Raw genomic sequence first — 23,473 nt, 5'->3', positions numbered from 1 at the left:
GATGGTATTGGGTTCATTCTAAAAACCTACCAATACAAACCAATGAACTTCAAAAATGGTTCTTTTATTCCTTTGAATCTCTAATTTCTGAGATTTTTGAAAAATGCCTGCAACAAATTCTTTGATTTATCCTCAAGAAGTCCCCTCGATGATTTGGTTTTGGGATGAAGCAGGTTTGAACCCAAACGGGTAAACCCCCTTTTAGGGTCTGCCGCCCCATAGTGCAATTCTCCCAATTGAGCCCAGTAGGCTGCACCTGCGCACATGACACATGGCTCCAGTGTGACATATAACCTGCATTCAGTAAGGTACTTGGATCCAAGGGTATTTTCGGCGGCGGTTATGGCCAGAATTTCCGCATGGGCGGTCACATCGGTGAGCTTTTCGGTTTGGTTATACGCTTTGGCAATGATCCGGTTCTTCACTACCATCACTGCCCCCACGGGAATTTCTCCCTCTTCATAGGCAATTTGGGCCTGTTTCAAGGCCTCCTGCATCCAATATTCATGGGAAAAAATCTCCGGTTCAACCATTAAAAAATCATATCAAAAATTTCTTTCCTTACCCCTTCGTTGATAATGAGTGCTAAAATAAGGGAAACAATAAGCCCGATCCCTGCCTTGACCAAATCATTCTTGGCTAATCGGTAAGCCCTGACCAAACGGGCCTTCCTTTTCTTTAGTTTTTTGGATTTGGCCAGAGCAATCGACAATTCCCTGCCTCCCAAAAGACCAATAAACACCCAGGTGGTACTCATGGGCATATTGCTGTAAGCCTTAAAATAAAAGAGAATGATGGCATAGACAAGATCCACGATAGTTGCTGCCCTGACATCAGTGACCCGCGTCTTCTCATTGACGATGCCCTGGATTTTATCCCCTTTCATGTAAAACAGCACCCCAAGGCCCAGAAAAACAAATCCTGTGTAGGCCGAAAACTCCCAAACATTGAGTTGTCTGGGAAGGAAAACAGCGATATTGGCAGCATCTTGCATGATCCACACGGCCCACAAACAGCCGGAGGTGACCCACTGCAGGAAATACCAATAATTCTTGGGCTTGCCCTTGAGGTAATTGGTTACAAACTTTTCCAACACATACCAAACAATAATGGCCATGATAAAGGCCAGGAAATACCCGATAAAACTTTTTTGCATGACCCCCAAAATGGTGCCTGCCTTGTAGGTAAATACATTCAGCAAAAGGAAAGTTGTGGACACAGGCATTCTCAACCTGGTCATGACCAACAACACAATAGGAGCGGCAATCTGAAGAAAAACAAAACTTTGGGGGGCCTGGTCCAGACCATCGACCTGCAAACGCTCGTAACTCACGTCCCCATTGTATGTAAACCAACTGTAGGTAACTGTTCCTACAAAAATCAATCCCATAAATAGCCAAAGGAAATACCATTTTCGGTTTTGGTTGGAAGCAATGAAGGTACCTATGGTCTGTATGCTGTCATTGGCAATGGCAGAATAGGCAGCCAACATAAACCCAAACCACATGGCTGCATAGGTATATGGGGTAATGATCCCTGCCACTGAAACCAAAATACAGATGATCAGTAAAAAAGATTTTTCCTTTTTAGTGAAGTCAAAAAGTGAATAAGCTGCTTTTGATAAAGCATCCTGGTTTATGTTTTGATCTTTTAGTTTGGCCATATGTTGGTTTTGGCTATAATTAAGGATGCAAATTAAACAAGAATTTCTAAGGAAGGTGTTACCAAATTGTTAAGTCCATCTCAATAGGTGCAAGAAAAGCATTCCCAAATCATTCGGGAAAATGTCAACACAGGCCAAAAATATAAAGATTTTATTTCTTACCCATTCAAATGGGCATTTTTTAAGCAATTCTACCTGAGCCACTTCTGTAATTTTAATTTTAACATAAGTTTTACCTGAAAAGCGTGTAATTCTCTTTTCTCTATACGTATTTTGCAGCTTCAATTGGCCTCATCAATTTGCATTTTTAAATGACCATTACTCCCAAAGGCAATACTTATAAAAAAAATGTGATCCTCGCGGGCACGGTAGTCCTGGGCTTGCTGTTTTTCATGTTTTCCATTGACTTTTTGACCTATGCCCTGGCAAGGCTTAACAATGATGTGGCCAACACCCTGTTTATGGCTACCTTCAACCCTTTTGTGGGCTTGTTTATTGGCCTGTTAACGACAGCCCTGATCCAGTCGAGTTCTACGGTTTCTGCCATGGTAGTGGTATTGGTGGCTTCCGGCAACCTGAGCCTGGCCCAGGCTGTGCCCTTGATCATGGGGGCAAATATTGGCACTACCCTTACCAGTACCCTGGTGGCTTTCGGTTATATCATGAAAAAAAAATCCTTTCGGAAAGCGCTTTCCGCCGGCGTTCTCCATGATATATTCAATATCATTTCCGTAATTATACTTTTGCCCCTCGAAATCTATTTCGGCGTTTTGGGTAAAATGGCTGCCTGGATCACCCATGGCATTGTCGGAGAAAGCCAGCTTTTGGATGGAGACGTGGCCTATCAGGGGTTTTTCCTCCGGCCTCTAAGCATTTACCTTTCAGAAATATTACATTGGCCACTGCTTTCCCTATTCACGGGAGTATTGATCCTGGCAGGATCCATCCGAATGCTTTCCTCCCTGGCCTATAAGTCACTGATTACACCAAAATTCAAAAAGATCCGAAAACATATTTTCAATTTTCCTTTCCGCTCCTTTGCTTATGGCATGTTTATTACTGCTGCCGTACAGTCCAGTACCATTACCACTTCCCTTATGGTTACAGCTGTAGCAACTGGAAAAGTGGCATTAAGAAGGGTTTTTCCATTTATTATGGGTGCCAATGTGGGCACTACCATTACTGCTGTAATTGCCGCATTTTATAAAACAGAAGCAGCGATCAGCGTGGCCATTGTTCATGTCTTGTTCAATCTGATAGGTACCTTAATATTCCTACCCTTTCCCGGGCTCAGGGAGATACCGGTGAGACTGGCAAAAAATTTTGGGAAAACAACGGCCAATACCCGGATAGTAGGCTTTGCCTATATACTGCTCACTTTTTTTGTCATCCCCTTCTTTTTGATCTATTTTAACCAAACAGAAACTAAACCAGATCCGGTAAATAAATCCCGACAACCTGTAGTAAAAGAAATCACTCAATTTGAGGCTGATCAGACAGGTAAGCTTCCATTATCTGCGGACCACTACTGGTCCCAATCCGGTCCGCTCCGGCTATTATCATTTCGAGTGCCTGCTCCAGGGTCTTGATACCACCACTTGCCTTGATGCCTACCTGGCTGGGAAGGCATTCCCGCATTAGTTTTATGGTGGCAGCCTTTGCCCCATCAGGAGCAAAACCGGTGGATGTCTTGACAAAGTCCACTCCTGCATCCCTGCAAATGTCGCATGCGGTTCGCAACTCGGTCTCATCCAGGTAGGCTGTTTCCACGATTACTTTCAAAAACTTCTCTTCATCGTGGCAGCAGTTGGCCAATTGAGCCAGCTCTATTTTAGTCCAGGTCATTCCGGACTTAAAAGCCGAAAGCGACCAGACCACATCCAACTCATCCGCACCATCCCGAATGGCTTGCTGTGCCTCAAATACCTTGGTCTGGGTCATGCCATATCCAAATGGAAAACCTACAACTGTTACCACCTGGATATCTTCCGTTGCCAATTCCCGCTTGACTTTTTTTACCCAGAAAGGAGGTACGCATACTCCCCTGAACTGGTATTTTCTAGCCATGGCTATCAACAGGCTTATCGTTCGTTCATCAACAGTAGGATGAAGGGCCGTGTGCTCAATATATCGATGTAAATTTTTCATTAATCAGTCAAATTATAGATATTCGTATCTTTATGGAATATTTTATCCTCAGCCTGGGCTGGTTGTTTTTCTACATTAGCCACACTTTCCTGGCAAGTCTCAATATAAAAAGAAAAGTTAAAGCCTGGATGGGAATGGGATACAAATGGTACAGGTTCTGTTATAGCCTGTTTGCCACCATGGTTTTTTTTGCCCTTCTCCTACTTGCTGGATCCATTGAGCCCATTTGGCTATTGGCTTCCTCACCTTTAACAACCTACCTGGGCTTTATGCTGGCCACCTTTGGAACCATCATCGCCGTGAAAAGCATGAAACATAGTAAAACAAGCAGGTTTCTGGGATTAGAACCACATGATGACCTGAAAGAAAAAGAACCGCTGATCACCGTGGGATGGTACCAATACATGCGGCACCCCCTCTATACAGGACTAATCCTCATCTTTTTAGGATACTGGTTCTACTTACCCAATCTGGCCTCTTTGATCCATTTACTGGCACTTTTACTCTACCTGCCTTTTGGAATTTACTTTGAAGAAAAAAAACTTCAGGAACAATATGGTGAAGCCTATACCCACTACAAAAATAAGGTGCCTCCACTTATCCCCCGATTTAAAAAATGAATGAACTTATACTATATTCCGTGCTGCTATTGCTGGTATTGACCCACCTGCTATTGGCCAGTCTGCTGTACAGAAAAATCAATCAGAATACCCGGCTCAGCTTTCACGAAAAAAACGATTGGCGGCTTAAAGCCCTGATATTTCCCGCCTATTATTGGTTTCAATATAAAAAACACAAAGCCCGCCAATTATAGCGGGCTTTGATGAAATGAAAACAGGGCTTCTTTTAAATGGCCCAGGCTTTGTCTCCTTTTTTGTACTCCATACAAGGGTCATACCTACCAGGTGTCTCTATAAAACGCAAGGCCTGGGTAGCGCCTATTTCTGAGGTAAAGTAACCCAGCAATGTCAAATCCTTGATCATCAGAATATATTTTGCCTCTTCGTTGTTTTCGGCACCCGGATCCATGGCAGCCTTGTTGAGCTGGTTCAGAAAGGCTGTCCTCTCTTCTACCGATGCTTCCATAAAGTCCTTTCCTGCTTCTGATTTAAAATTGCTTTTCAGGCTATTGAGCCCATTGATGAAGCTTTTTTGCTGTTCTTCTGTGTAAGTGTCTTTGACCATCATAGCCATAAAGCCCCCTATCCCCGCAGCTTTGGCCCCCGGGGTATCTGTAGTAGGGATGATAGCTTCTCCGATTTCATCCATGTAGGCCAGTTCCTCTTCAGAGAAATCCAATCCTTCTATTTGCTTCTCGGGAGCACATCCGGTAAGGATCACATTGGCTCCTACCATAGTTCCCCCCATCATGAGTACCACACTTTTGAGTGCCTCTCTTCTATTCATTACAGTCATCTTGTTTCTTTTTTTGGGTTTTACAAATTGCCTTTCTTCAATTCTTCCACTGCAAAGTTTGCTGCTCTGGCGGTCATGGCCATGTAAGTCAGGGAAGGATTTTGAGCTGCAGCTGATACCATGGCAGCCCCATCTGTAACGAATACATTTTTCGCATCCCATACCTGATTGTTGCCATTCAAGACAGAGGATTTGGGATCTCTTCCCATCCTTGCTGTACCCATTTCGTGTATGCCTTGTCCGAAGGTATAACCGTTGTCATAGGTGCTTACATTTTTAACGCCTGCTGCTTCCAGCATTTCGGCAGCATCATTCATCATGTCCACACGCATTTTCTTTTCGTTGTCCCTGATTTCTGCATCCATTTCCAGCACATACATGCCCCATTTGTCCTTCTCGGTTTTACTGAGTTTGATGGTATTGTCATGGTAGGGAAGTATTTCGCCAAAGGCAGTCATGCCCAGGGTCCAGGCTCCCGGCTCGGTAAGTTCGGCCTTTAAAGGAGCCCCAAAATCAAGCTCCGCGACGGTTCTGCTCCAGCCCTGTCTGCTGGCTCCTCCCTGGTAACCGAAACCACGGACATAATCCCTGCTTTCATCCCCAACATTTCTGTAGCGGGGTACATAAAAGCCTCCCGGTCTTCTGCCGAAATAATACTTATCTTCATAGCCTTCCACAGTACCGTTGGCTCCCAGACGAAAGTGGTGATCCATCACATTGTGGCCCAATTCGCCGGAGCTGCTGCCCAGCCCTTCTGGCCAGATATCGGTGGCAGATCGCATCAATACAGCCGTAGAGTTAAAGGCTGAAGCGCAAAGAAACACGACTTTGGCATCAAATTCATAAGTTTCATTGGTCTCCCCATCGAGGACTTCTACTCCTGTCGCCTTTTTGCTGTCTTTGTCATACAAAACCCTGGTCACAATGGACCATGGCCGGAGCGTGAGGTTTCCTGTAGCTTCTGCTGCAGGTAGGGTAGAAGACTGTGTGCTAAAGTAGCCTCCAAAGGGGCAACCCAGAGAACATTTGTTCCGATACTGGCAGCCAGGTCTTCCTGGAAGAGGCTGGGTGATGTTGGCCACGCGGGCATTGGTCATCACCCTGGATCCACCAAAGTGGTTCTTCAATCGCTCAGAAACATCCTTTTCTACACAGTTTAAGGGAATAGCTGGCATAAATTCTCCATCAGGCAAAATGTCCAAACCATCCTTGTTTCCGGAAATACCGGCAAATTTTTCTACATAACTGTACCAGGGTGCCAGATCCTTATACCGTATGGGCCAATCTACAGCAATGCCCTGCTTGGCATTGGCTTCAAAATCTATATCGGCCCAGCGGTAAGATTGCCGTCCCCAAAGCAGGGAACGCCCCCCAACCTGGTAGCCCCTAAACCAGGTAAATGGTTTTTTCTCAATATATGGAGAATCATCTTCATGCGCCCACCAGTCCAGATTGAGTTCGTTCAGCACATAATCCCTTCTCAGGTTGGGATGGTTTTCCAACATTTCAATGGTTCTCCTACCCCTGTGAGGAATCTCCCAGGGTGCTTTGGTTGCATTTTTGTAATCCTTAACATGTTCTACATTAGGACCTCTTTCCAAAAGGAGAACCTTCATTCCCTTTTCAGTCAGCTCTTTTGCTGCCCATCCGCCGCTGATTCCGGAACCAACGACAATAGCATCATAACTTTGATTAGCCATATAAATGAATTGTTTATTTTAGGTATTGCAATACTATTGATATTTTTAAAGAATTCGTATGATTTTATCCTTTTACTCTTTTTAATTTCGCTTATTTATAAATACTCTAAATTACACCTTGATATCCTCTAGTCTGTTGATAACTCTCTGGATTGCTGAATGTTTTTCTTGTCCCGCCGCAGCGCATTGGCTTTCTTAAAGTCATTGTCCTTGAAAAAAACCACAAACAAAATGGTGACAAAGAACGCAATCCCAGAAGGGATCAACCAGATATTTTTCCATTGATGAACCCCATCCGAAAAATACATATCGGACACAAATCCCGCTATCCAAAAGCCAATCAGCATGCCTATACCGTAAGTGGCCAGAGTGATCAGGCCCTGCGCTGCACTTTTATATTTGGGTCCTGCCTTGGAATCGGTATAAATCTGACCCGATACAAAGAAGAAATCATAACAGATACCATGCAGGGCAATACCAATGATCAGCAAGTAAGTCCCTTCCCCTGCATCACCAAAAGCAAAAAATACGTAGCGGACCACCCAGGCCAACATGCCCACCACCAAAGTGGTTTTTAAACCAAATTTCCTGAAAAAGAATGGCATCAATAAAAGAAACAAAACCTCCGACACCTGTCCAATAGTCATTTTACCTGTAGGATTGGAAAGACCAACTTCTGACAAAAAGGGATTGGCATTCTGGTAATAAAAGGCCAGTGGAATACAAATCAAAACCGAGGATATAAAGAAAATGGCAAAATCTTTATCCTTTAATAGCTTCAGGGCATCCAAGCCAAGCAGTTCTGATACAGATTGCTTTTCATTATTTTTCGCTGCAGGGGGCGTTGCCGGTAAGGTAAAAGCAAATAACCCCAGAACCAGGGAAGAAATGGAAGACATCAGGAAGGTATTCCGCAAAAGGCCCTCACCAATGGCCGTCGGGCTGTCCCAAACAAAGAAAAAGCTGATCATCAAACCGGAAGCAATCCAACCAATGGTGCCCCAAACCCTGATACTGCTGAATTCCCTGGAAGGGTCTTTCATCTGGCTGAATGAAACGGAATTGGCCAAAGCCAGCGTTGGCATATAAATCAACATGTACAGAAAAACATAGGGGTAGAATGCGGCAAAACTGTCTGAAATAAACATCAGGTACATCAAGACTGCTCCCAGCAAATGCAAAATACCGAGAATTTTTTCTGCATTGAAGTACCTGTCCGCTATCAGGCCGATGACAAAAGGAGCTATGATCGCACCAAATGATTGGGTGGAAAAGGCAGCTGCCAGTTGTGCCCCACTAGCCTCCAGATTATTCCCCAGGAAAGTCCCCAAAGTAACATACCAGGATCCCCAGACAAAAAACTCCAGAAACATCATCAGGGAAAGCTTAAATCGGTTGTTGGTCGTCATGTTTATTCAGGATTATGGTTTTTGCAGGGGGCAATCAGCCTTCAAACTATTGTGGGATTTATTTAAATTTAAGCCAATTTAATGTAAATTTATCATTTCGGAAAGTGAGAGAGGTAATCTCAGTCTGGCATTCGGGTGTTTTTGCTCAAGCTGGTAATCGTTGCATTTCTTTCACCCGAAAATAAATATAGAAGTTTAAACCGAACTAAAAAAACCAGTAAACCAAAGATCAGAATAATGAGCAAAAGAAAACTTAAAATGGGTATGATTGGTGGTGGACCCGGCTCTTTTATAGGGGCAGTCCATAGAATTTCCGCTGCCATGGATGGTATTATTGAACTGGCTGCAGGAGCTTTTAGCAGCAGTCCTGAAAAATCGGCCGAGACAGGCAAGGAACTCTTTTTGCCTGCCGAAAGGGTATATGGGTCCTATGATGAAATGTTTGCCAAAGAAAAGCAATTGCCTGAGGAAGAAAGAATCGATTTTGTCGCTATTGTTACTCCCAATCACGTGCATTTTGATCCTACCAAAAAAGCCCTTGAGAATGGTTTCCATGTGGTGTTGGATAAGCCCATGACTTTTAATTATGAAGAGGCCAAGGCGCTCAATAAAATTATTGAAGATACGGGACTTTTATTTTGTCTGACACATACCTATACTGGTTATCCTATGGTAAAAGAAGCCCGACACCTGATTGCAAGCGGAGTATTGGGAAAAATCAGGAAGGTTTATGTGGAATATCCTCAGGGCTGGCTTTGGACTACTCTGGAAAAGACGGATTACAAGCAGGCGATCTGGAGGACGGACCCCACAAAAAGCGGCATCGCCAATTGCATGGGAGATATTGGTACGCATGCCTTTAACCTGGCTGAATATGTGAGTGGCCTTAAGCTGACAAAACTTTGCGCTGATTTAAATATAGTGGTGGAAGGCAGGACCCTGGATGATGATGGAGCGGTATTGCTGAAATTCGATAATGGGGCTTCAGGAGTTTTGATGGCAACTCAGATTGCTACCGGAGCAGAAAACAATATCAAAATCAGGGTGTTTGGAGATAAGGCCGGTCTGGAATGGGAACAAGACAATGCCAATTCCCTGATCGTAAGGCACCCGGAAGCTCCCGACCAGATTTACCGTACGGGAGGAAACATTCCTTACCTTTCTTCCTGGGCGATGGAAAATATCCGTACCCCTGGCGGACATCCGGAAGGTTACCTGGAGGCCTTTGCCAACTTGTACCGCAATTTTGCCAGAACATTGTATGCCAGGAAGAATGGAGAACAGCCTTTAAAGGAATGGGAAGACTTTCCGGGAGCCGAAGATGGACTCCGGGGCATGGCTTTTGTAGAACATGTGGTAAAGAGTGGGAAATCTAACGAAAAATGGACTAAATTTGAACTTTAAAAAACAAAGACCCTTATGAAAACCATTAAAGGACCAGCCTTATTTTTGGCGCAATTTGCAGATGATGTAGCACCTTTCAATAACCTGAAGGACATTTGTACCTGGGCAGCAAGTATTGGCTACAAAGCCGTACAGATCCCTACCTGGGATGCCCGACTTATTGACCTGCAAAAAGCAGCTGAGGACATGAATTATGTCAAAGAAATCCAGGCTACCGTTAAGGCCGCCGGAGTGGAAATATCTGATTTTTCTACCCACCTCCAGGGTCAATTGGTGGCCGTACATCCAGCCTACAATGAATTGTTTGATGCTTTTGCACCTGCAGAGCTGGCAGGAAATCTCAAGGGAAAGCAGGAATGGGCCGTGCAGCAACTGATGTGGGCAGCCAAAGCTTCCAAAAATTTCGGTATGAACACACATGCCACTTTTAGTGGAGCTCTGATGTGGCATACCGTTTATCCCTGGCCGCAGCGCCCGGCCGGTCTGGTGGACACCGGATTTGAAGAATTGGCCAAAAGATGGCTTCCCATTCTTGATGAATTTGATAAATACGGAGTGGACGTGTGTTATGAGTTGCATCCCGGAGAGGACCTGCACGATGGTGTTACCTTTGAACTGTTTTTAGAAAAAGTAAATCATCATAAAAGGGCCAATATCCTGTATGATCCCAGCCATTTTGTTTTACAATGTCTGGATTATGTTGAATTTATTGACATTTACAAAGACAGGATCAAAATGTTTCATGTCAAGGATGCTGAATTCAACCCTACAGGCCGGCAAGGCGTCTACGGCGGCTATTCCAGCTGGGTGGAAAGGGCCGGAAGGTTCCGTTCTCTTGGAGACGGACAGGTAGATTTCAATGCCATTTTCAGCAAATTGTCTCAGTACGGTTTTGATGGCTGGGCAGTATTGGAATGGGAATGCGCTTTGAAACACCCTGAAAACGGTGCCATAGAAGGAGCCAAATTTATCAGCGATAAAATTATCCGGGTAACGGAGAAAACATTTGACGATTTCGCCTCCACCGGTGCTGATGAAGGACTGAATAAAAAAATATTAGGAATCAATTAATCTATCTATAACAAACAATGAAGTTAAATATCAAGCTAAGCCTGGCCATCCTTGCAAGTGCAATGATGGCTGTATCCTGCGGTGGCTCCGGTGGCGGAAGTTCCGAGTCTGAATCAACATCCAGTACACCTCCACCTGCTCCCGAACCACCAAAAGAGGTGAATCTGGAAGAAAAGTACAAAGATGACCCCATTTTTATCAGAGGTGTGGAATTGATGCAGCAAAATGACTGCCCAAGTTGCCACATGATTGAAAGAAAAATAGTGGGTCCATCTTATGCCGATGTAGCCGCAAAATATGAGAGTACTGAAGAAAATGTAGAACTGCTTGCCGGCAGGGTCATTGCTGGTAATGTGGGTGAGTGGGGAGAAATTCCTATGCCTGCCCATCCGGCTTTGTCTGAAGACGATGCCAAAGACATGGTCAGGTATGTACTCTTGCTAAAAAAATAAATGATGAATAAAACAAATCTATCACTAGCGGTTATGTCCCTGGCAGTTTGGAGCTGTGGTCCATCTAAACAGGAGAATACCGCTAATGAGGAAAATATCGAGGAGATTATTGTGACTGAAGAAGAATGGATCAGCCTTTTTGACGGCAACAGCCTTACAGGCTGGACAGGTTATGGCAAAGATCAACCCGGGGAAGCCTGGGAAGCTGCGGATGGTGTCCTATACTTTAATGCCCAAAAGAAGGAAGATGGCGCTACCGGAGGTGATTTGGTCACCAAAGAAAGTTTTGGTGATTTTCACCTTGAGGTAGAATGGAAAATCTCCGAAAATGGCAATAGTGGCATTATGTTTCATGTACAGGACAATGGTGAATATGGAGCTCCCTATTTCACCGGACCCGAATACCAATTGCTGGACAACGATGGCCACCCTGATGGAAAAATAATCACTCATCGTACCGGTGACCTGTACGACCTGATTGAATCTACCGAGGAAGCTGCCAAACCTGTAGGGGAATGGAACAAATCAGAAATCAAAGTTGAAGACGGTCAACTGCAGTTTTTCCTGAATGGCGTAAAAACAGTGGAAACCACACTTTGGGATGACCAATGGAAAGCCATGGTGGCAGATAGCAAGTTTGCCCAATGGGAAGATTTCGCTACCTTCAAGGAGGGTAAAATCGCCTTGCAGGACCACAATGACGATGTCTGGTTCAGGAATATCCGCATCAAAAGATTGTAATTTTAGATTATTATAAGCATAAAAAAGCCGCTGTAAACAGCGGCTTTTTTTTATATTTTGATAGCCAGAACAGCCTTGAGAATCTAGAGCATTTTTTTTCACATGTTTGAGTTAAAACCTGAGTTTGATTCTAGATGAAGTACATTTTGCCAGTTTACATGCAAAAGCAGATCGCCATCTTCTTCGGATTTCTATAAGTAAGTTCCTCTGCTCCGGCGGGGTCAAGGGGATTTCTTCGAACATCTTCAATTCCTTACAATTTGAATTTTTAGAAAGTTATGTAATAACCGCAAACTGAAAAATTCGGACTGACTCCCCCATGGTACCTTAATAACTCCAATCGACATTACTGAGCGGGAGCCTGTTCAAGGCTTATTTTAGTTTTTACCAGTTGGATAAATATTGGTCCATAAGCGATTTAAAGTTATGGTGCCTATCCAGCAAGTGGACCATTTCAAGGTGTTCCTTGGTAGCCTATCTATCCCTGTAAAAACCAATCCAAAAAACAGCCTGTAGAAATCAATTATTCCACATTGGATAGTTCGTGGCCCTCTGAACTGAAAATGGCATCATCTATCGAATCCTGAAAATTGATCAGGTTGAGTTGAACTGCTGCTTTCCCTTGTTTGCTGTTCAGGTTTACCTGAAGAGGAAGGCCCTTTACCCCAAATTGTTCAAACTGATTCAGCTCGTCCTGGGATTTTCCGGCTCCTACCGTTTGGTAGCTTAAGATTTGCATCATGTTGAGGGGTATGTCTTTGGTGATCCACATCTCGGCTTTGTAATCGCTGCTTTCGGCAAGCACCTTTTCGCAGGAATAGCCTTCTATGGTCCTGGTTTCTCCCGTATAGCCGGGCTGGGCATTTGCTATGATTTTAACCTTGCCGTTGGCATGCTTCATCCCGGGCCAATACTTGTCATTCATCGGCAGCACATAACCCCCTTTTCTGCCTTTCATTTCGAATAGGGCCGTTATGCTGGCAGCTGAAGGATGGAATACCATCCTCATATCGGGCTGACTCCCTTTGGCATGGATGATTATGGCGGTTTTTTCCCGGCCAAAATAAAAAGACATGGTATCTGCCCGGGTAGTTCCATTGGGGAAAGCCTGACTGGCGATAAGGTCAAAACTTCCAACAAAGGGTTCCAGGGCCGGAGTTTGGTTATTGGGGCTTGGGTATTCGGATTTCTTATCGCTTTTGAAAAGGGAAACCTTCTCCGCTGGCACTATTGATAAGGTTGGATCCTGGATAATATCTCTAAATGAAGGAATGAATGTCGAAGCAAGCGAAAAAAGGCAAAGAAGTGCTATATGGTAAAGTCCGCTAGTCATGATTAACAAAGAGGGTGGGCATCAAACCTACAGGCAGTATTTTGAACCCTGAATAATGTTAAATTAAAAATAAGCAGATTGGCTTACAAAAACAAATGGCTAAACCGATGACAAATACATCATTTAAAGAGCCGATTTACAGAAAATTCATAATTGATTGTAAAACCGCAGGAAAAAGGTTTTCTATTAGTGAACTTTTTGCCATCTTTTGGGTGTGTTTAATATAATTACCCGCAAAACCTTATTGGCGTACGCTGAAAAGTATCCAAAAGCCAAATCTGCGCTCTTTGAGTGGTACCATGAAATCTTAAGGTCCGATTTCAGCAATTTTAATGAACTGAAAGCGGCTTATGGAAATGTGAGTTTGGTGGGTGATGACCGGGTTGTTTTCAATATCATGGGAAACCATTTCCGTTTGGTAGTTAGATTTGTTTTTGATTTCAGGGCAGTCCAAATCAAATGGTTTGGACCCCATAAGGAATAAGATAATATTAATGTTAATACAGTAAACTATAAAAAAAGATGATATGGAGCTCCATGTAATTAAATCCGAGCAGCAATACGAGCAGTACCTTGATTGGGTGGATGGGCTATTTGATAAGGGAATAAAACCTGATTCCCCTCAGGGCAAAAAAGTAGAAGTCTGCCTGCTATTGATCAAAGATTATGAGGACAGAAATTTTCCTATCCCTCTTCCTGACCCTATTGAGGCCATTAAATTAAAAATGGAAGAATTGGGCTTAAAGAATAAAGACCTTATTGGCAAAGTGGGGAGCAAAAGTTATGTTTCCATGATTTTAAACGGCAAAAAGCCATTGACCCTGGGCCTGGCCAGAATATTCCATAAAGAATTGAATATTCCTGCCGATATACTACTTTCCTAGGGGATATTATTTTAACGAACCGACCCTGCAGCCTGGCCCAAGCCTAAAAATGTCCTAAGGGACATTTTATTAACGGCTTGTCCTCCTCGCTGGGGTTCCCCGGCTTGGTCTCCTTAGGTCGACCGTCGGGGTAAACTTCTCACCCCATGGAATATCTGAATAAAAAAAAGATTGCATATTGCTACACAATCTTTCCTTCTTTTGTGATCCCGCTGGGGTTCGAACCCAGGACCCTAACATTAAAAGTGTTATGCTCTACCAGCTGAGCTACGGAATCATTAAACTCATTTTGACAGGAAAACCTGTTGATTATTTCCAAAGAAAACTTGGTTTTGCGCCTCGCTTTCCCGTAATTGGACTGCAAATTTAACGGACTAGATTGATAATGCCAAATCTTAGATGGATCTTTATTGCTTTTTTGTTGCCTTTTTCCCTGCTTTCGCTTTATCAGGCTGATTGTCAGGCTCAGGCCTCCATGCCCCTTCAGCGTGCAGACAGTTTGTTCTCGCAAAAGAAATACCAGGAAGCGCTGGAAATCTACGAAAACATCCTCCATGAGGAGGGTACCTATTCTCCGGCCATGCTGCTAAAAATGGGTTTTATAGCTGAAGGAATCGGGGATTTTGGACAGGCTTCCCTCTATTTGTCCAAATACTATGAGCACAATCCCAATCCTGCCGTCATTGAAAAAATCAAATCACTGACCAATCAGACCAGGTTGGAAGGGTATGAGGTGTCTGATCAAGCCAGGTTTTTGAGTATTTTGGTGGACTACAAAACGGAAATTACGGGTGTCTTCGCCCTTTTACTCTTGCTATCGCTGATCCTGATAGTATTGATGCGTGAAAAAAGATCTGTATTTTACATTCCTGCCCTGATTTTTCTTGTTTTGACCTTTATCAGCAATAATTTCATCCAAAAGCCTGAAATGGCCATTATTACAGGCACAACGGTTCTGATCATGGATCAGCCATCTGCTGCCGGTAAACTGGTCAAACGGGTACAGGCAGGCCACCGCATAACCATTGATTCCACTCAGGACATGTGGTACCAAATCGAATGGGGTAACCGCAAAGCCTTTATCAGGAAAACTGATGTATCAAAAATTTAAAGGATCCAAATATTTGAAATGTCCGTTCATCTTGATTTTATGCTTGGAGGATTCAATTTCTTTCAAGATTGGAATGATTTTTTGAAAGTGTTGCATTAAGAAATCCAGGCGCTCTTCTTCATGGTTTATCGACAAGAGTGCATATTCCTCTGTTAATTTTAAGCCCACTTTATGGGCATAGGCAAAGGAATTCAAATCTGCTATCTCCCCCAGATTCAGCGGTTGCTCCATTAGTTCATAAAGACTTTCTAAAGCACTGGCGAAGGCTTCCTTTTTTTCGATGGATGCTTTGGTTTTATCCAAAGGAATAATTTCCACCTTGCCTCCGGCATATAGTTTTCCTTCGAGGGGATTGTTAAAATCAAGAATTTTAAACGTTTTCAGCCCTTTGGTTTTAATATCCATCCTTCCGTCTTTATACCTTTTGGTTACTTCGCGCACCATCATTTCGGTTCCCAGAGGCATCAGTTTGTCTATAAAGGTGCATATGCCAAAGCTTTTGTTATTCACCAGACATTCGCTGATGAGTTGCTTGTACCGAGGCTCAAATATGTGGAGATTGAGCTCTTCTTCAGGAAATGCGACTAATTTGAGGGGAAAAAAGGCCAATTCTTGCGTCATTATCAATCTGGTTTTTTTGCTGCCAATCATGTGATGGTTCCATTCTTAACTCCGGATTTACATGATGGTTTTCGAATAGAACCGATTTGGTCCAGGTTTGTCCGTAAGGACTAAAAAATAATAAATTGACTGACTACTGTTTAATAGAATGATTCTGATGGAGCAAAATCTTTACTATTTCCCAGTTGATCTTTCAAATCACTGTATGTTGGCAACAAGGAAATCGATTGAGGGAACAATTAATTTTCTTCTTCGAGTTCCTCTTCCGCATCTACCATGGAAAGAATTTCCCCTGGAGACATATATAAGGTTCTAATTTTGGTTTTATAGCCCTCAGGCAATTTTTCATGATTCAACACAAAATTTTTGGTGGCAATGATTTTCTCCCCCAGTCCAGAAGCGACCGCATAACTGTCAGCAGCAATCTCAGCTTCACTGACGAAGCTTTTAGAAAGATAGTATTTGACACCAAATCCCAACAGGTTAAAAGCACTTCTTTCCAGGTAGTCCTGTATGTGCCCAAGTTCATGACCAATCCATCCCAATAAAACTTCTTTGGGAAGGCTTTCGATCGGTACAGCCTCATCTTCCAATGCCAGGTAGCGGCTGATCTTTACCCGGTATCCACGTTCTTTTTTACTTGAAAATAGCAGGGAGCCAACTTTCGGTTGTGCCTGCATCACAGAGCCATGTATGTTTTTTTTGAACTGGAAGTCTATTTCTGTTTCAAAAAGATCTGGAAAATAGGATAAAGCTTCCAGCGTAATGTCGCGTATTTCAAGAGGGATGCTCTTATTGGTGGAAAAACGCTCCAAATCGTCATTGGAAGTAGCTAGAGCAGTGGGCTTGGCCACAGGCTCTTTTTTGTTGAATACTTCCATAGAATTGTAAATCAACAAAAAATTTATTGATAAAAACGCATTGAATATTAAATAAGTCATGTTTTGTACTTCTTTTATCCTCTTAAAATACATAATCAAAGGCTCTGATCCAAAAAAGTCACTGATAATATTTTGATATTGCTTAAAGGATGCTGCCTTATGCGTTCGGTCCAGTTCAAAGTACTTGCCTGCCTCAGGCAGTAATGGTTATCGCTGGCAATACACCTATCTGAGTATTTCCGGGACAGTTTTTAAGCCAGCAAGCAACTGGTGCCCCTGTAATTTCCTGAAAAAATACACCCCGCTTAACAGCATCAATACCGCACAAAAACCCATCATCCAAACCAAACCCTGGGAATAAAAATTCAGCCAACTCATGGCTTCCCAATCTCCGAATTGCTTGAATACCAAAATGCCGCAAGATCCCAGATAGCCGAAACTATCCACCAGGTACATTAAAAATCCCACATTTCCGGAATATTTAAAGGCTGCCAATAACCTGTCAAATAGCAGACAGTTAAAGGGAATATAGGCCATGTAGATGCCGGTACCAGTAGCCACCATCCAGTAAAATGGATCCAACCAGCCCGACAACATGGAAAGGGTACTCATTACGGCCAAAATAAATCCTGAGATGATGATCAAATGGTAAAGAAACAAGGCTTTTAAATTGTTTTTGACAAGTACCAGCAAGCCCATCATCAGCAATAGCAGCAAAGTGACCGGCACCTCGGTCTGCGTAAGCAGTTCCGGCGGAATCTCCACTTTCAGGTCCTTCCAGATTTCCACCACAAAATTGTCCCTGATATCCCGAAAAGCGGTTAGGATCATGTAAACCAATACCAACAAAATGATTCCAACCTTGAATTGACTGAAATAGGCTTTCCTTTCATTGCGGTTCATGGATCTTCTTTGGGTTTTCAAGTCAATATCCCCATTGCTGGGTGCTGGAGTATGGTCCAGCAAAAAGACAGTCAAAACCAATAGGGGAACGAAAATAGCTCCTGTTAAAAAGGGCATCCAGAAGGGTCCTATCGACCAAGACTCCAACAGGTATCTTCCAATCGATTTTACAAAACCTGAGGAAAATACAAAACTGATGGCCAAAATGCTTCCCATCATTTCAGTAAATTTTCTGCCTTCCAAATAATGAAATACCAGGCCCCAAATCAGTCCAAGCGGAAAGCCATTGATTAAAAAACAGCCTATATTGAAGGGGGCCGGCAGCAAGGCAAAACCCAATAGCCCCATCCAGGACACGCCTATCAAGCCAAGGATCAACCTGGCCCTGTGACTGGCATTTAGCTCTGAGATCATTTTGATACCATAAAACTTGCTGGCCATATAGCCAATGGTTTGCATCAATATTAACCATACCTTTAGGTCAAGTCCCAACCATTCTTCTCCGGAAAAGGTGGCAGCAGCAAAGGGTTTCCTGAAAGCATACATGCAGCTATAGGTCAAAAAAGCCATTAATGCGGCAAACACACTCATTAAAAAGGGGTGGACAGCGGCCAGCTTCCTTTCCAGCAAAGGGATACGTTGCATGAGACCTAATCCTGTTGTGTAGCCATTTCCCGCTCCACCAGTGGCAGGATCTCGCTGAGGGCATGTACAACATGCGTAGGACCATGTGGCCTCAATTGCTCTTCGGTATATGCGCCGGTCGTCACTGCAATGCTCATCAGGCAGCCGGAATTTAATCCTTCATGGATATCCACTTCAGTATCTCCAATTTTGATCACTTCAAGTGGGTTTCCAATACCAAGGGCGGCCATCATTTTCAAAATCATGTCCGGATGAGGCCGCCCTTTTTTAACTTCATCGCTACATACCGTAATGTCAATCAGAGGATGTCCTTTCCAACCAATTCTGCTCAGGATGGTATCAGCGATATCCCTGCTAAAGCCAGTATCCAGCCCCACTTTGATCCCCATTTGTTGCAAAGACTCAAAAACTTCCAGGGCATCGGCCATAGGGGCTATGTCAGGGCTATGCTTGTAGAATTGTATCATTTCCGCCACAAAACTATCATGAATCTTGTTAATCAGTGCTTCTGTAACCTGTTCACCGGGTGAAATATGGTTTTGAAGCATTTCCCGGATGGCCAGGGGCTTTGGGTAACCCATTTTTTCGTTTGCCTCTTCCAGACTTACTTTTTTGTAGCCATGATTAAAAAAAGCTTTTAGAAAAGCCTGTGCTACATTGCTTTGATCTTTAATCGTGGTTCCGGCCATGTCAAATACGGCCAGCTTGATGGGATTTTTCATAAATAGAAAGAGTGGTAGCGCTATATTTTTGCTTGTCAAAATACCTAAAATATACCGGATATTAAAACGCTTGTTTATCAAGCTTGCGTTAATTTTTAATTAACCGGTATAGGCATTCATGCAGAATATGATTATTTTCAAAAAAAAATATTTTGATGATGGCAAAATCGTCCTCCTGGCCAAAGATTGATGCGGTCTTTTCCTTGTATGAATCTTATGGCCATGCCGATTATATCGGTGAACCGGTATCTCAAATAGAACACATGTGCCAGGCAGCCCAGCTTGCAGAGCAGGAGGGGTATGGTGCTGAAGTGATTCTGGCAGCATTTTTCCATGACCTGGGCCATTTATTTGCCCAGGAAAATGAATTGGAAGAAATGGATGGTTTTGGCGTAATGGACCACGAAAAGCTGGGAGCGGAATATTTGAGGGAACTGGGATTTCCTGAGTTGGTTGCCCTTTTGGTGGAAAGCCATGTAGCTGCCAAACGCTACCTAACCTATAAAAACCCGGAATACTTCAGAAAATTGTCAGATGCCAGCAAGGAAACCCTGAAGTTTCAGGGGGGTGTCATGACGGCAGCCGAAGCCCTGGCTTTTGAGGCAGATAAAAACCATCAGCTGATACTAAAAATGAGGGACTGGGATGAAAAAGCCAAACTTACCGGCATTCCTCTTCCGGATCTGGAAAAATACAGGAAAATGGCTAAAGACCTTCTAGATGGCCCCACCAATTCCTGAAAATGATAGGGTCTGAGAAAAGGTTCTAACCTGCTTAATCTTCTTTGGTCACCAAATCTTTCACACATTTTACCCAGGTGTCCCGGGAGTTTAGACTGGGTACCAGGTCCCATTGTTCGCCCCCCAAGTCCATAAACTGCTCTTTGTATTCCTCTCCAACTTCCACGGTGGTTTCCAAACAATCTGCCACAAAGGCTGGCGAAAAAACCAATACCTTTTTTACACCCTTATCTGCCATATCTTTTATAAGATCCTCCGTGTAAGGCTTGATCCAGGGATCCTTTCCCAACCGGGACTGGAAGCAAGTGACAACTTTTTCGGGAGGGAGGTTCAATTTTTCCGTGATCAGCCGGGTAGTATAAAAACACTGGGCCCGGTAGCAGAACTGGTTCTTTTTTGTGTAGTTGGCACAGCAGTTACCCAACTGGCAATACCCATCTACAGACCCTTTTTTGATCTGCCTTTCAGGCAGACCGTGGTAGGAGAAAAGAAAACGGTCGTATTCACCCTGGGCCATCATTTCCCTGCCCAACTCTGCCCAGGCTTCCAGAAACAGGGGATGTTCCACAAAATTGCTGATAAAGCGAATATTGGGAATGATCTGCCATTCTCTGGCAAGCTCCATGACCCGGTCTATTACTGAGCCATTGGTAGCTGAGGCATATTGGGGAAAAAGAGGCAACACGATAATCTCTTTGACGTTGGCCTTGTTCAGTGCTTTTAATCCATCTGCTATGGATGGTGACTGATAGCGCATGGCCATTTCCACCTGGTATTGGCTACTGTCCAGCATGGGGATCAATTTTTCCTTTAAATCTACGGTATGAAACAAGAGGGGTGATCCCCTTTCCGTCCACAATTTGCGGTATTCTCCCGCCGACTTGGGTGCCCGGAAGGGGGCAATGATCAGGTTGACCAGCATCCAGCGGGGTATAAGGGGAATATCGATCACCCTGCCATCCATTAAAAATTCCCGAAGGTATTTCCGGACATCTGCAGTGGCTGTGCTGTCTGGCGTACCCAAATTGACCAATAAAATGCCTGTTTTGGCTTTATTTTTATTCATGAGTTGTTGCTAACCATTATTTTATTTCACTAAACCGAAATTACAAGCTTATGTTAGAAAATACCAGTAGAAGTTGGCATTTTAGTACAGATCCGCTCCTCCGGATTTTCAATCCTGTGGTCCGGATAAAGGGGATTTGTAATCCCCGTAGAATGGACGTCAGCAGGATTACAAATCCTGCATAATCTGAGGTCCGACATTGCAAATGTCGGACAGCGCGTTCTCGTACTGCTCTGCGGGATTTGTAATCCCGTGGCCAAGATAAAGGGGATTTGTAATCCCCATAACGTGAATTTTCACAATCCAGAACTTTTTTTATGCTTATATTGCTACTGCCAAAGACCAGTAAATAATGAAACTAGACAAAAAAGCTTTTGCCATCCAAAGTTTCGAGGAAGCTGCGGATCATCAAAAACATTATAAAAACCTTTCGGAGGAAGAAAAAAGGGATGTCTTTCTTCACCTGATGCAAGCTGCCTATGGCTTTGTCGGTAGTGACTGGCCTAAGATGGATAAGATGCATTTTGAGGTTAGGAGCCTGATCAAAGATGGAAAACACACACTTTAATTTAGATGATCTTGAAAATTTAAATAGCCATGAAGAATAAAAACTTCAGGCATCACCTGATTTTATTTTTTTTTATGATCCTTGGCGGAAATGTAATGGCGCAGGAGTTTCCAAGCGTCCTTATCGCTTATTACTCCGGTTCGGGCAATACCCAAGCCATGGCGGAGGCAGTGGCGATCGGTGTGGAACAAGTCGAAAAAGTCAACTACACCATCAAACCCGTTGGGGAAGTGAGCGAGGAGGAGGTATTGAATGCCGCCGCCATCATTTTGGGTTCCCCGGTGTACAACGCCAACATGGCCCCTCAGGTGCAAGAATTTATCAATAGCTGGCCATTTGAAAACAGGCCCTTAAAAAATAAAATTGGTGCCGTATTTGTCACGGGTGGCGGTTTTTCCCTGGGGGAAGAATCGGTGATGTTTGGCATGATACGCGCCATGCTTGTCCATGGAATGCTGATCATAGGTGGAGCCGAAACAGAGGCAGCATTTGGTGCATCGGCAATTACCGGGGAGGGTGATTATACGGGAAAAGAGGTGGATACCTTGTTTTTGAAAAAAGCAGAAGGGTTGGGAAAAAGAGTGGCGGAGTTGGTATTGAAAATGGAAATGTAGACCCGAATGGATTCAGCTCCGCAGAATTTGTAATTTCCGCAATGTGTGCGTAAGCAGGATTACAAATCCTGCATTATCTGTCGTCCGACATTGCAAATGTCGGACAGCACGTTCTCGGACTGCTCCGCGGGATTTGTAATCCCTTGGCTCAGATAACAGGAGATTTGTAATCCCCGGCAACTGAATTAGCCCCCCCTTTATGGCAGGTTAACGATCAACTTCATGCGGAAGGATCCTTCTGTAATCTTTAACTCGGTATCGCCACGGCCTGTACTTGGGCTAATGGGACCAAATAGGGTAGCTTCAAATGTACCCTCGATCAGATCATTCCCAATATGGGTCAATGTCAGGCTGCCATTGTCAGGAACGCTTATGGTCGGATAATTTTGCTGCAGCAGGGCTGCATTGTACATGTTTCCCTGTAAATCTGACCGGCTAAAAATCAGACTGGGCAAAAAAGAGCTTTCGTAAGCCCTGACCCCGTCCTGCAGCTGATAGGTCCTTTCTTCAAACACTTCCTCACTCCATAGGGTAATGCTGAAAAAGTCACTGCTCCCGGTACTTCCCTCCCCCAGGGCCTGGATCAGGGAGCTGAAAATACCCCCATTGGCATCATAGCTAAAAACCACAGCATGGTACTCCCTCAACCTATACTCCACCCATTCCCCATTGATCCTAAATTTCATAAAATAGTCAGCCTCAGGTGCTGGATCCTCCGTTTTACTGCAAGAGGTCAAGAGTTGCATGGTGGCCAGAAAGAAGACCAAGCCTATTTTTTTTACAATCCTGTTCATCGTTTTTCAGGAAAAATAGGGAGGATTTTTAATTGAAAAAAGTAAGAATGATTGGCTGTGGGTTTCTATTGATTATTCGTTCGTGATTTATCTATAACTGCTATAAAACCGTTATTCCGACAATTACCTTTTTTAAAAGCAGCAAGCGGAATGATGATAGGTTTTTTTTGGAAAATAGGGGATTTTTTACGCAAAAATGAAAATCACCTGTAACTCCAAACTTTTCCAAAGTTTAGAACTTTGGAAAAGTTAAGCTTGGATTCCCAAATCGATCGCAACCAAAATCCCTCCACCGCGACGGAGGGTACAGCCTGCCCTAACCAGAGTCAGGAGGGGATTTTTTCGGTACCATCTTAAATATCAATTCGTTAATTGTTACTTGTCTTGAAATCTTTAACGATACCAGGCTTTACTGTCAAAGGGAAAATTAACTTTTTTAAAATACAGAAATCGGGATGACGATAGGTTTTTTGCATTATATGGGAATATAAAATTCTCATTGTTTAATAAATAATTATGAGTTAAAGGTTATTTTTAGTATTTTACCATGTTTTTAATGTACTTTTGGCTTGATCCAAAAGTACCAA

General features: G+C 43.5%; 26 protein-coding genes and 1 tRNA gene. 13 read left to right on the top strand and 14 right to left on the bottom strand.

Translation table 11 applies throughout. The annotated features are described in order from the left end of the window. Window positions 1-80: 80 nt before the first annotated feature. Window positions 81-533 carry a nucleoside deaminase gene (locus G9Q97_RS21615; RefSeq protein ID WP_166150822.1) on the bottom strand — a complete coding sequence of 151 codons (453 nt, stop codon included), beginning with the start codon at window positions 531-533 and terminating at the stop codon, window positions 81-83. Continuing rightward, window positions 533-1,663 carry a hypothetical protein gene (locus G9Q97_RS21610; RefSeq protein WP_166150820.1) on the bottom strand — a complete coding sequence of 377 codons (1,131 nt, stop codon included), beginning with the start codon at window positions 1,661-1,663 and terminating at the stop codon, window positions 533-535. The genes G9Q97_RS21615 and G9Q97_RS21610 overlap by 1 nt, the downstream gene beginning before the upstream one ends. A gap of 311 nt (window positions 1,664-1,974) precedes the next feature. On the opposite strand from G9Q97_RS21610, the gene G9Q97_RS21605 reads away from it, so the two are divergent. Beyond that, entirely contained in the window at window positions 1,975-3,252 is a 1,278-nt protein-coding gene (locus tag G9Q97_RS21605; RefSeq protein ID WP_166150818.1) for a Na/Pi symporter, read from the top strand. Here the strand turns inward: G9Q97_RS21605 and deoC are convergent. After that, the gene (deoC, locus tag G9Q97_RS21600; protein ID WP_166150816.1) at window positions 3,137-3,811 is read right to left on the bottom strand and encodes a deoxyribose-phosphate aldolase; all 675 of its coding nucleotides are present in this window, start codon (window positions 3,809-3,811) and stop codon (window positions 3,137-3,139) included. The two genes, G9Q97_RS21605 and deoC, sit on opposite strands and share 116 nt — an antisense overlap. Before the next feature lie 32 nt (window positions 3,812-3,843). Between deoC and G9Q97_RS21595 the strand changes: the two genes are divergently transcribed. Continuing rightward, window positions 3,844-4,431: a methyltransferase family protein gene (locus G9Q97_RS21595; RefSeq protein WP_166150814.1), complete on the top strand. Its 588-nt coding sequence runs from the start codon at window positions 3,844-3,846 to the stop codon at window positions 4,429-4,431. After that, window positions 4,428-4,625 carry a hypothetical protein gene (locus G9Q97_RS21590; RefSeq protein WP_166150812.1) on the top strand — a complete coding sequence of 66 codons (198 nt, stop codon included), beginning with the start codon at window positions 4,428-4,430 and terminating at the stop codon, window positions 4,623-4,625. Before G9Q97_RS21595 ends, G9Q97_RS21590 begins: the two co-directional genes overlap by 4 nt. 32 nt (window positions 4,626-4,657) lie before the next feature. Here the strand turns inward: G9Q97_RS21590 and G9Q97_RS21585 are convergent, their stop codons facing one another. The 3 genes from G9Q97_RS21585 to G9Q97_RS21575 all read right to left on the bottom strand — a co-directional run bounded on the left by G9Q97_RS21585 (window position 4,658) and on the right by G9Q97_RS21575 (window position 8,336). Continuing rightward, window positions 4,658-5,218, bottom strand: coding sequence for a gluconate 2-dehydrogenase subunit 3 family protein (locus tag G9Q97_RS21585; protein ID WP_166150810.1), 561 nt, complete (start codon window positions 5,216-5,218; stop codon window positions 4,658-4,660). 29 nt (window positions 5,219-5,247) lie between these two features. Further along, window positions 5,248-6,927 carry a GMC oxidoreductase gene (locus G9Q97_RS21580; RefSeq protein ID WP_166150808.1) on the bottom strand — a complete coding sequence of 560 codons (1,680 nt, stop codon included), beginning with the start codon at window positions 6,925-6,927 and terminating at the stop codon, window positions 5,248-5,250. A gap of 128 nt (window positions 6,928-7,055) precedes the next feature. Beyond that, on the bottom strand, window positions 7,056-8,336 hold the full coding sequence (locus G9Q97_RS21575; RefSeq protein WP_166150806.1) for a nucleoside permease: 1,281 nt from the start codon (window positions 8,334-8,336) through the stop codon (window positions 7,056-7,058). A 237-nt stretch (window positions 8,337-8,573) separates the two neighbouring features. Between G9Q97_RS21575 and G9Q97_RS21570 the strand changes: the two genes are divergently transcribed. From G9Q97_RS21570 to G9Q97_RS21555, 4 genes are read left to right on the top strand one after another with little or no spacing between them, the layout of a single operon-like run. After that, on the top strand, window positions 8,574-9,740 hold the full coding sequence (locus G9Q97_RS21570) for a Gfo/Idh/MocA family protein (protein WP_187357743.1): 1,167 nt from the start codon (window positions 8,574-8,576) through the stop codon (window positions 9,738-9,740). A gap of 15 nt (window positions 9,741-9,755) precedes the next feature. Continuing rightward, window positions 9,756-10,811 carry a sugar phosphate isomerase/epimerase family protein gene (locus G9Q97_RS21565; protein WP_166150804.1) on the top strand — a complete coding sequence of 352 codons (1,056 nt, stop codon included), beginning with the start codon at window positions 9,756-9,758 and terminating at the stop codon, window positions 10,809-10,811. Window positions 10,812-10,828: 17 nt separating this feature from the next. Next, the gene (locus G9Q97_RS21560) at window positions 10,829-11,263 is read left to right on the top strand and encodes a c-type cytochrome (RefSeq protein WP_166150802.1); all 435 of its coding nucleotides are present in this window, start codon (window positions 10,829-10,831) and stop codon (window positions 11,261-11,263) included. Further along, a complete protein-coding gene (locus G9Q97_RS21555) occupies window positions 11,264-12,004 on the top strand; it encodes a 3-keto-disaccharide hydrolase (protein ID WP_317168795.1) in 741 nt (246 codons plus the stop codon). Between the two features lie 523 nt (window positions 12,005-12,527). Here the strand turns inward: G9Q97_RS21555 and G9Q97_RS21550 are convergent. Further along, window positions 12,528-13,337: a DUF4412 domain-containing protein gene (locus tag G9Q97_RS21550; RefSeq protein WP_166150800.1), complete on the bottom strand. Its 810-nt coding sequence runs from the start codon at window positions 13,335-13,337 to the stop codon at window positions 12,528-12,530. Between the two features lie 214 nt (window positions 13,338-13,551). On the opposite strand from G9Q97_RS21550, the gene G9Q97_RS21545 reads away from it, so the two are divergent. Both G9Q97_RS21545 and G9Q97_RS21540 read left to right on the top strand, forming a co-directional pair. Continuing rightward, window positions 13,552-13,821, top strand: coding sequence for a type II toxin-antitoxin system HigB family toxin (locus G9Q97_RS21545; RefSeq protein WP_166150798.1), 270 nt, complete (start codon window positions 13,552-13,554; stop codon window positions 13,819-13,821). Between the two features lie 43 nt (window positions 13,822-13,864). Next, window positions 13,865-14,221: a helix-turn-helix domain-containing protein gene (locus tag G9Q97_RS21540; RefSeq protein WP_166150796.1), complete on the top strand. Its 357-nt coding sequence runs from the start codon at window positions 13,865-13,867 to the stop codon at window positions 14,219-14,221. Window positions 14,222-14,425: 204 nt separating this feature from the next. Here G9Q97_RS21540 and G9Q97_RS21535 read toward each other — a convergent pair. Then, window positions 14,426-14,498: transfer RNA gene (locus G9Q97_RS21535), tRNA-Lys, on the bottom strand. 108 nt (window positions 14,499-14,606) lie between these two features. Here G9Q97_RS21535 and G9Q97_RS21530 point away from each other — a divergent pair. Next, window positions 14,607-15,332, top strand: a complete 726-nt coding sequence (locus tag G9Q97_RS21530) for a hypothetical protein (protein ID WP_166150794.1) — start codon at window positions 14,607-14,609, stop codon at window positions 15,330-15,332. Here G9Q97_RS21530 and G9Q97_RS21525 read toward each other — a convergent pair. The 4 genes from G9Q97_RS21525 to G9Q97_RS21510 all read right to left on the bottom strand — a co-directional run bounded on the left by G9Q97_RS21525 (window position 15,321) and on the right by G9Q97_RS21510 (window position 19,104). Then, window positions 15,321-15,953 carry an LON peptidase substrate-binding domain-containing protein gene (locus tag G9Q97_RS21525; protein ID WP_166150792.1) on the bottom strand — a complete coding sequence of 211 codons (633 nt, stop codon included), beginning with the start codon at window positions 15,951-15,953 and terminating at the stop codon, window positions 15,321-15,323. The two genes, G9Q97_RS21530 and G9Q97_RS21525, sit on opposite strands and share 12 nt — an antisense overlap. 239 nt (window positions 15,954-16,192) lie before the next feature. Next, a complete protein-coding gene (locus G9Q97_RS21520; protein WP_166150790.1) occupies window positions 16,193-16,894 on the bottom strand; it encodes a M48 family metalloprotease in 702 nt (233 codons plus the stop codon). A gap of 165 nt (window positions 16,895-17,059) precedes the next feature. After that, on the bottom strand, window positions 17,060-18,382 hold the full coding sequence (locus tag G9Q97_RS21515; protein WP_166150788.1) for a DUF5690 family protein: 1,323 nt from the start codon (window positions 18,380-18,382) through the stop codon (window positions 17,060-17,062). A gap of 5 nt (window positions 18,383-18,387) precedes the next feature. Beyond that, complete coding sequence (locus G9Q97_RS21510) at window positions 18,388-19,104, bottom strand: HAD-IA family hydrolase (protein WP_166150786.1); 717 nt, start codon at window positions 19,102-19,104, stop codon at window positions 18,388-18,390. Between the two features lie 155 nt (window positions 19,105-19,259). Here G9Q97_RS21510 and G9Q97_RS21505 point away from each other — a divergent pair, with 155 nt between their 5' ends. Further along, a complete protein-coding gene (locus G9Q97_RS21505; protein WP_246255818.1) occupies window positions 19,260-19,844 on the top strand; it encodes an HD domain-containing protein in 585 nt (194 codons plus the stop codon). A gap of 34 nt (window positions 19,845-19,878) precedes the next feature. On the opposite strand, the gene hemH is transcribed toward G9Q97_RS21505, so the two are convergent. Next, window positions 19,879-20,910: a ferrochelatase gene (hemH, locus tag G9Q97_RS21500; protein ID WP_166150784.1), complete on the bottom strand. Its 1,032-nt coding sequence runs from the start codon at window positions 20,908-20,910 to the stop codon at window positions 19,879-19,881. 352 nt (window positions 20,911-21,262) lie between these two features. On the opposite strand from hemH, the gene G9Q97_RS21495 reads away from it, so the two are divergent. Both G9Q97_RS21495 and G9Q97_RS21490 read left to right on the top strand, forming a co-directional pair. Then, window positions 21,263-21,478: a hypothetical protein gene (locus G9Q97_RS21495; RefSeq protein WP_166150782.1), complete on the top strand. Its 216-nt coding sequence runs from the start codon at window positions 21,263-21,265 to the stop codon at window positions 21,476-21,478. Window positions 21,479-21,507: 29 nt separating this feature from the next. Next, complete coding sequence (locus G9Q97_RS21490) at window positions 21,508-22,092, top strand: flavodoxin family protein (protein WP_166150780.1); 585 nt, start codon at window positions 21,508-21,510, stop codon at window positions 22,090-22,092. Between the two features lie 197 nt (window positions 22,093-22,289). Here G9Q97_RS21490 and G9Q97_RS21485 read toward each other — a convergent pair whose 3' ends face one another. Next, window positions 22,290-22,886, bottom strand: a complete 597-nt coding sequence (locus G9Q97_RS21485) for a hypothetical protein (RefSeq protein WP_166150778.1) — start codon at window positions 22,884-22,886, stop codon at window positions 22,290-22,292. Window positions 22,887-23,473 lie beyond the last annotated feature (587 nt).

The sequence above is a fragment of the Cyclobacterium plantarum genome (assembly GCF_011290685.1).
Taxonomy (GTDB): Bacteria; Bacteroidota; Bacteroidia; order Cytophagales; family Cyclobacteriaceae; genus Cyclobacterium; species Cyclobacterium plantarum.
Note: the sequence above shows the minus strand (reverse complement) of the source record. Positions and strands in the feature narration are given on the sequence as shown.

What these genes read in the sequence shown, in the direction of transcription:
- G9Q97_RS21615 (WP_166150822.1), bottom strand. Translation starts at nt 533, where the DNA reads ATGGTTGAACCGGAGATTTTTTCCCATGAATATTGGATGCAGGAGGCC.
- G9Q97_RS21610 (WP_166150820.1), bottom strand. Translation starts at nt 1,663, where the DNA reads ATGGCCAAACTAAAAGATCAAAACATAAACCAGGATGCTTTATCAAAA.
- G9Q97_RS21605 (WP_166150818.1), top strand. Translation starts at nt 1,975, where the DNA reads ATGACCATTACTCCCAAAGGCAATACTTATAAAAAAAATGTGATCCTC.
- deoC (WP_166150816.1), bottom strand. Translation starts at nt 3,811, where the DNA reads ATGAAAAATTTACATCGATATATTGAGCACACGGCCCTTCATCCTACT.
- G9Q97_RS21595 (WP_166150814.1), top strand. Translation starts at nt 3,844, where the DNA reads ATGGAATATTTTATCCTCAGCCTGGGCTGGTTGTTTTTCTACATTAGC.
- G9Q97_RS21590 (WP_166150812.1), top strand. Translation starts at nt 4,428, where the DNA reads ATGAATGAACTTATACTATATTCCGTGCTGCTATTGCTGGTATTGACC.
- G9Q97_RS21585 (WP_166150810.1), bottom strand. Translation starts at nt 5,218, where the DNA reads ATGAATAGAAGAGAGGCACTCAAAAGTGTGGTACTCATGATGGGGGGA.
- G9Q97_RS21580 (WP_166150808.1), bottom strand. Translation starts at nt 6,927, where the DNA reads ATGGCTAATCAAAGTTATGATGCTATTGTCGTTGGTTCCGGAATCAGC.
- G9Q97_RS21575 (WP_166150806.1), bottom strand. Translation starts at nt 8,336, where the DNA reads ATGACGACCAACAACCGATTTAAGCTTTCCCTGATGATGTTTCTGGAG.
- G9Q97_RS21570 (WP_187357743.1), top strand. Translation starts at nt 8,574, where the DNA reads ATGAGCAAAAGAAAACTTAAAATGGGTATGATTGGTGGTGGACCCGGC.
- G9Q97_RS21565 (WP_166150804.1), top strand. Translation starts at nt 9,756, where the DNA reads ATGAAAACCATTAAAGGACCAGCCTTATTTTTGGCGCAATTTGCAGAT.
- G9Q97_RS21560 (WP_166150802.1), top strand. Translation starts at nt 10,829, where the DNA reads ATGAAGTTAAATATCAAGCTAAGCCTGGCCATCCTTGCAAGTGCAATG.
- G9Q97_RS21555 (WP_317168795.1), top strand. Translation starts at nt 11,264, where the DNA reads ATGATGAATAAAACAAATCTATCACTAGCGGTTATGTCCCTGGCAGTT.
- G9Q97_RS21550 (WP_166150800.1), bottom strand. Translation starts at nt 13,337, where the DNA reads ATGACTAGCGGACTTTACCATATAGCACTTCTTTGCCTTTTTTCGCTT.
- G9Q97_RS21540 (WP_166150796.1), top strand. Translation starts at nt 13,865, where the DNA reads ATGGAGCTCCATGTAATTAAATCCGAGCAGCAATACGAGCAGTACCTT.
- G9Q97_RS21530 (WP_166150794.1), top strand. Translation starts at nt 14,607, where the DNA reads ATGCCAAATCTTAGATGGATCTTTATTGCTTTTTTGTTGCCTTTTTCC.
- G9Q97_RS21525 (WP_166150792.1), bottom strand. Translation starts at nt 15,953, where the DNA reads ATGACGCAAGAATTGGCCTTTTTTCCCCTCAAATTAGTCGCATTTCCT.
- G9Q97_RS21520 (WP_166150790.1), bottom strand. Translation starts at nt 16,894, where the DNA reads ATGACTTATTTAATATTCAATGCGTTTTTATCAATAAATTTTTTGTTG.
- G9Q97_RS21515 (WP_166150788.1), bottom strand. Translation starts at nt 18,382, where the DNA reads ATGCAACGTATCCCTTTGCTGGAAAGGAAGCTGGCCGCTGTCCACCCC.
- G9Q97_RS21510 (WP_166150786.1), bottom strand. Translation starts at nt 19,104, where the DNA reads ATGAAAAATCCCATCAAGCTGGCCGTATTTGACATGGCCGGAACCACG.
- G9Q97_RS21505 (WP_246255818.1), top strand. Translation starts at nt 19,260, where the DNA reads ATGATGGCAAAATCGTCCTCCTGGCCAAAGATTGATGCGGTCTTTTCC.
- hemH (WP_166150784.1), bottom strand. Translation starts at nt 20,910, where the DNA reads ATGAATAAAAATAAAGCCAAAACAGGCATTTTATTGGTCAATTTGGGT.
- G9Q97_RS21495 (WP_166150782.1), top strand. Translation starts at nt 21,263, where the DNA reads ATGAAACTAGACAAAAAAGCTTTTGCCATCCAAAGTTTCGAGGAAGCT.
- G9Q97_RS21490 (WP_166150780.1), top strand. Translation starts at nt 21,508, where the DNA reads ATGAAGAATAAAAACTTCAGGCATCACCTGATTTTATTTTTTTTTATG.
- G9Q97_RS21485 (WP_166150778.1), bottom strand. Translation starts at nt 22,886, where the DNA reads ATGAACAGGATTGTAAAAAAAATAGGCTTGGTCTTCTTTCTGGCCACC.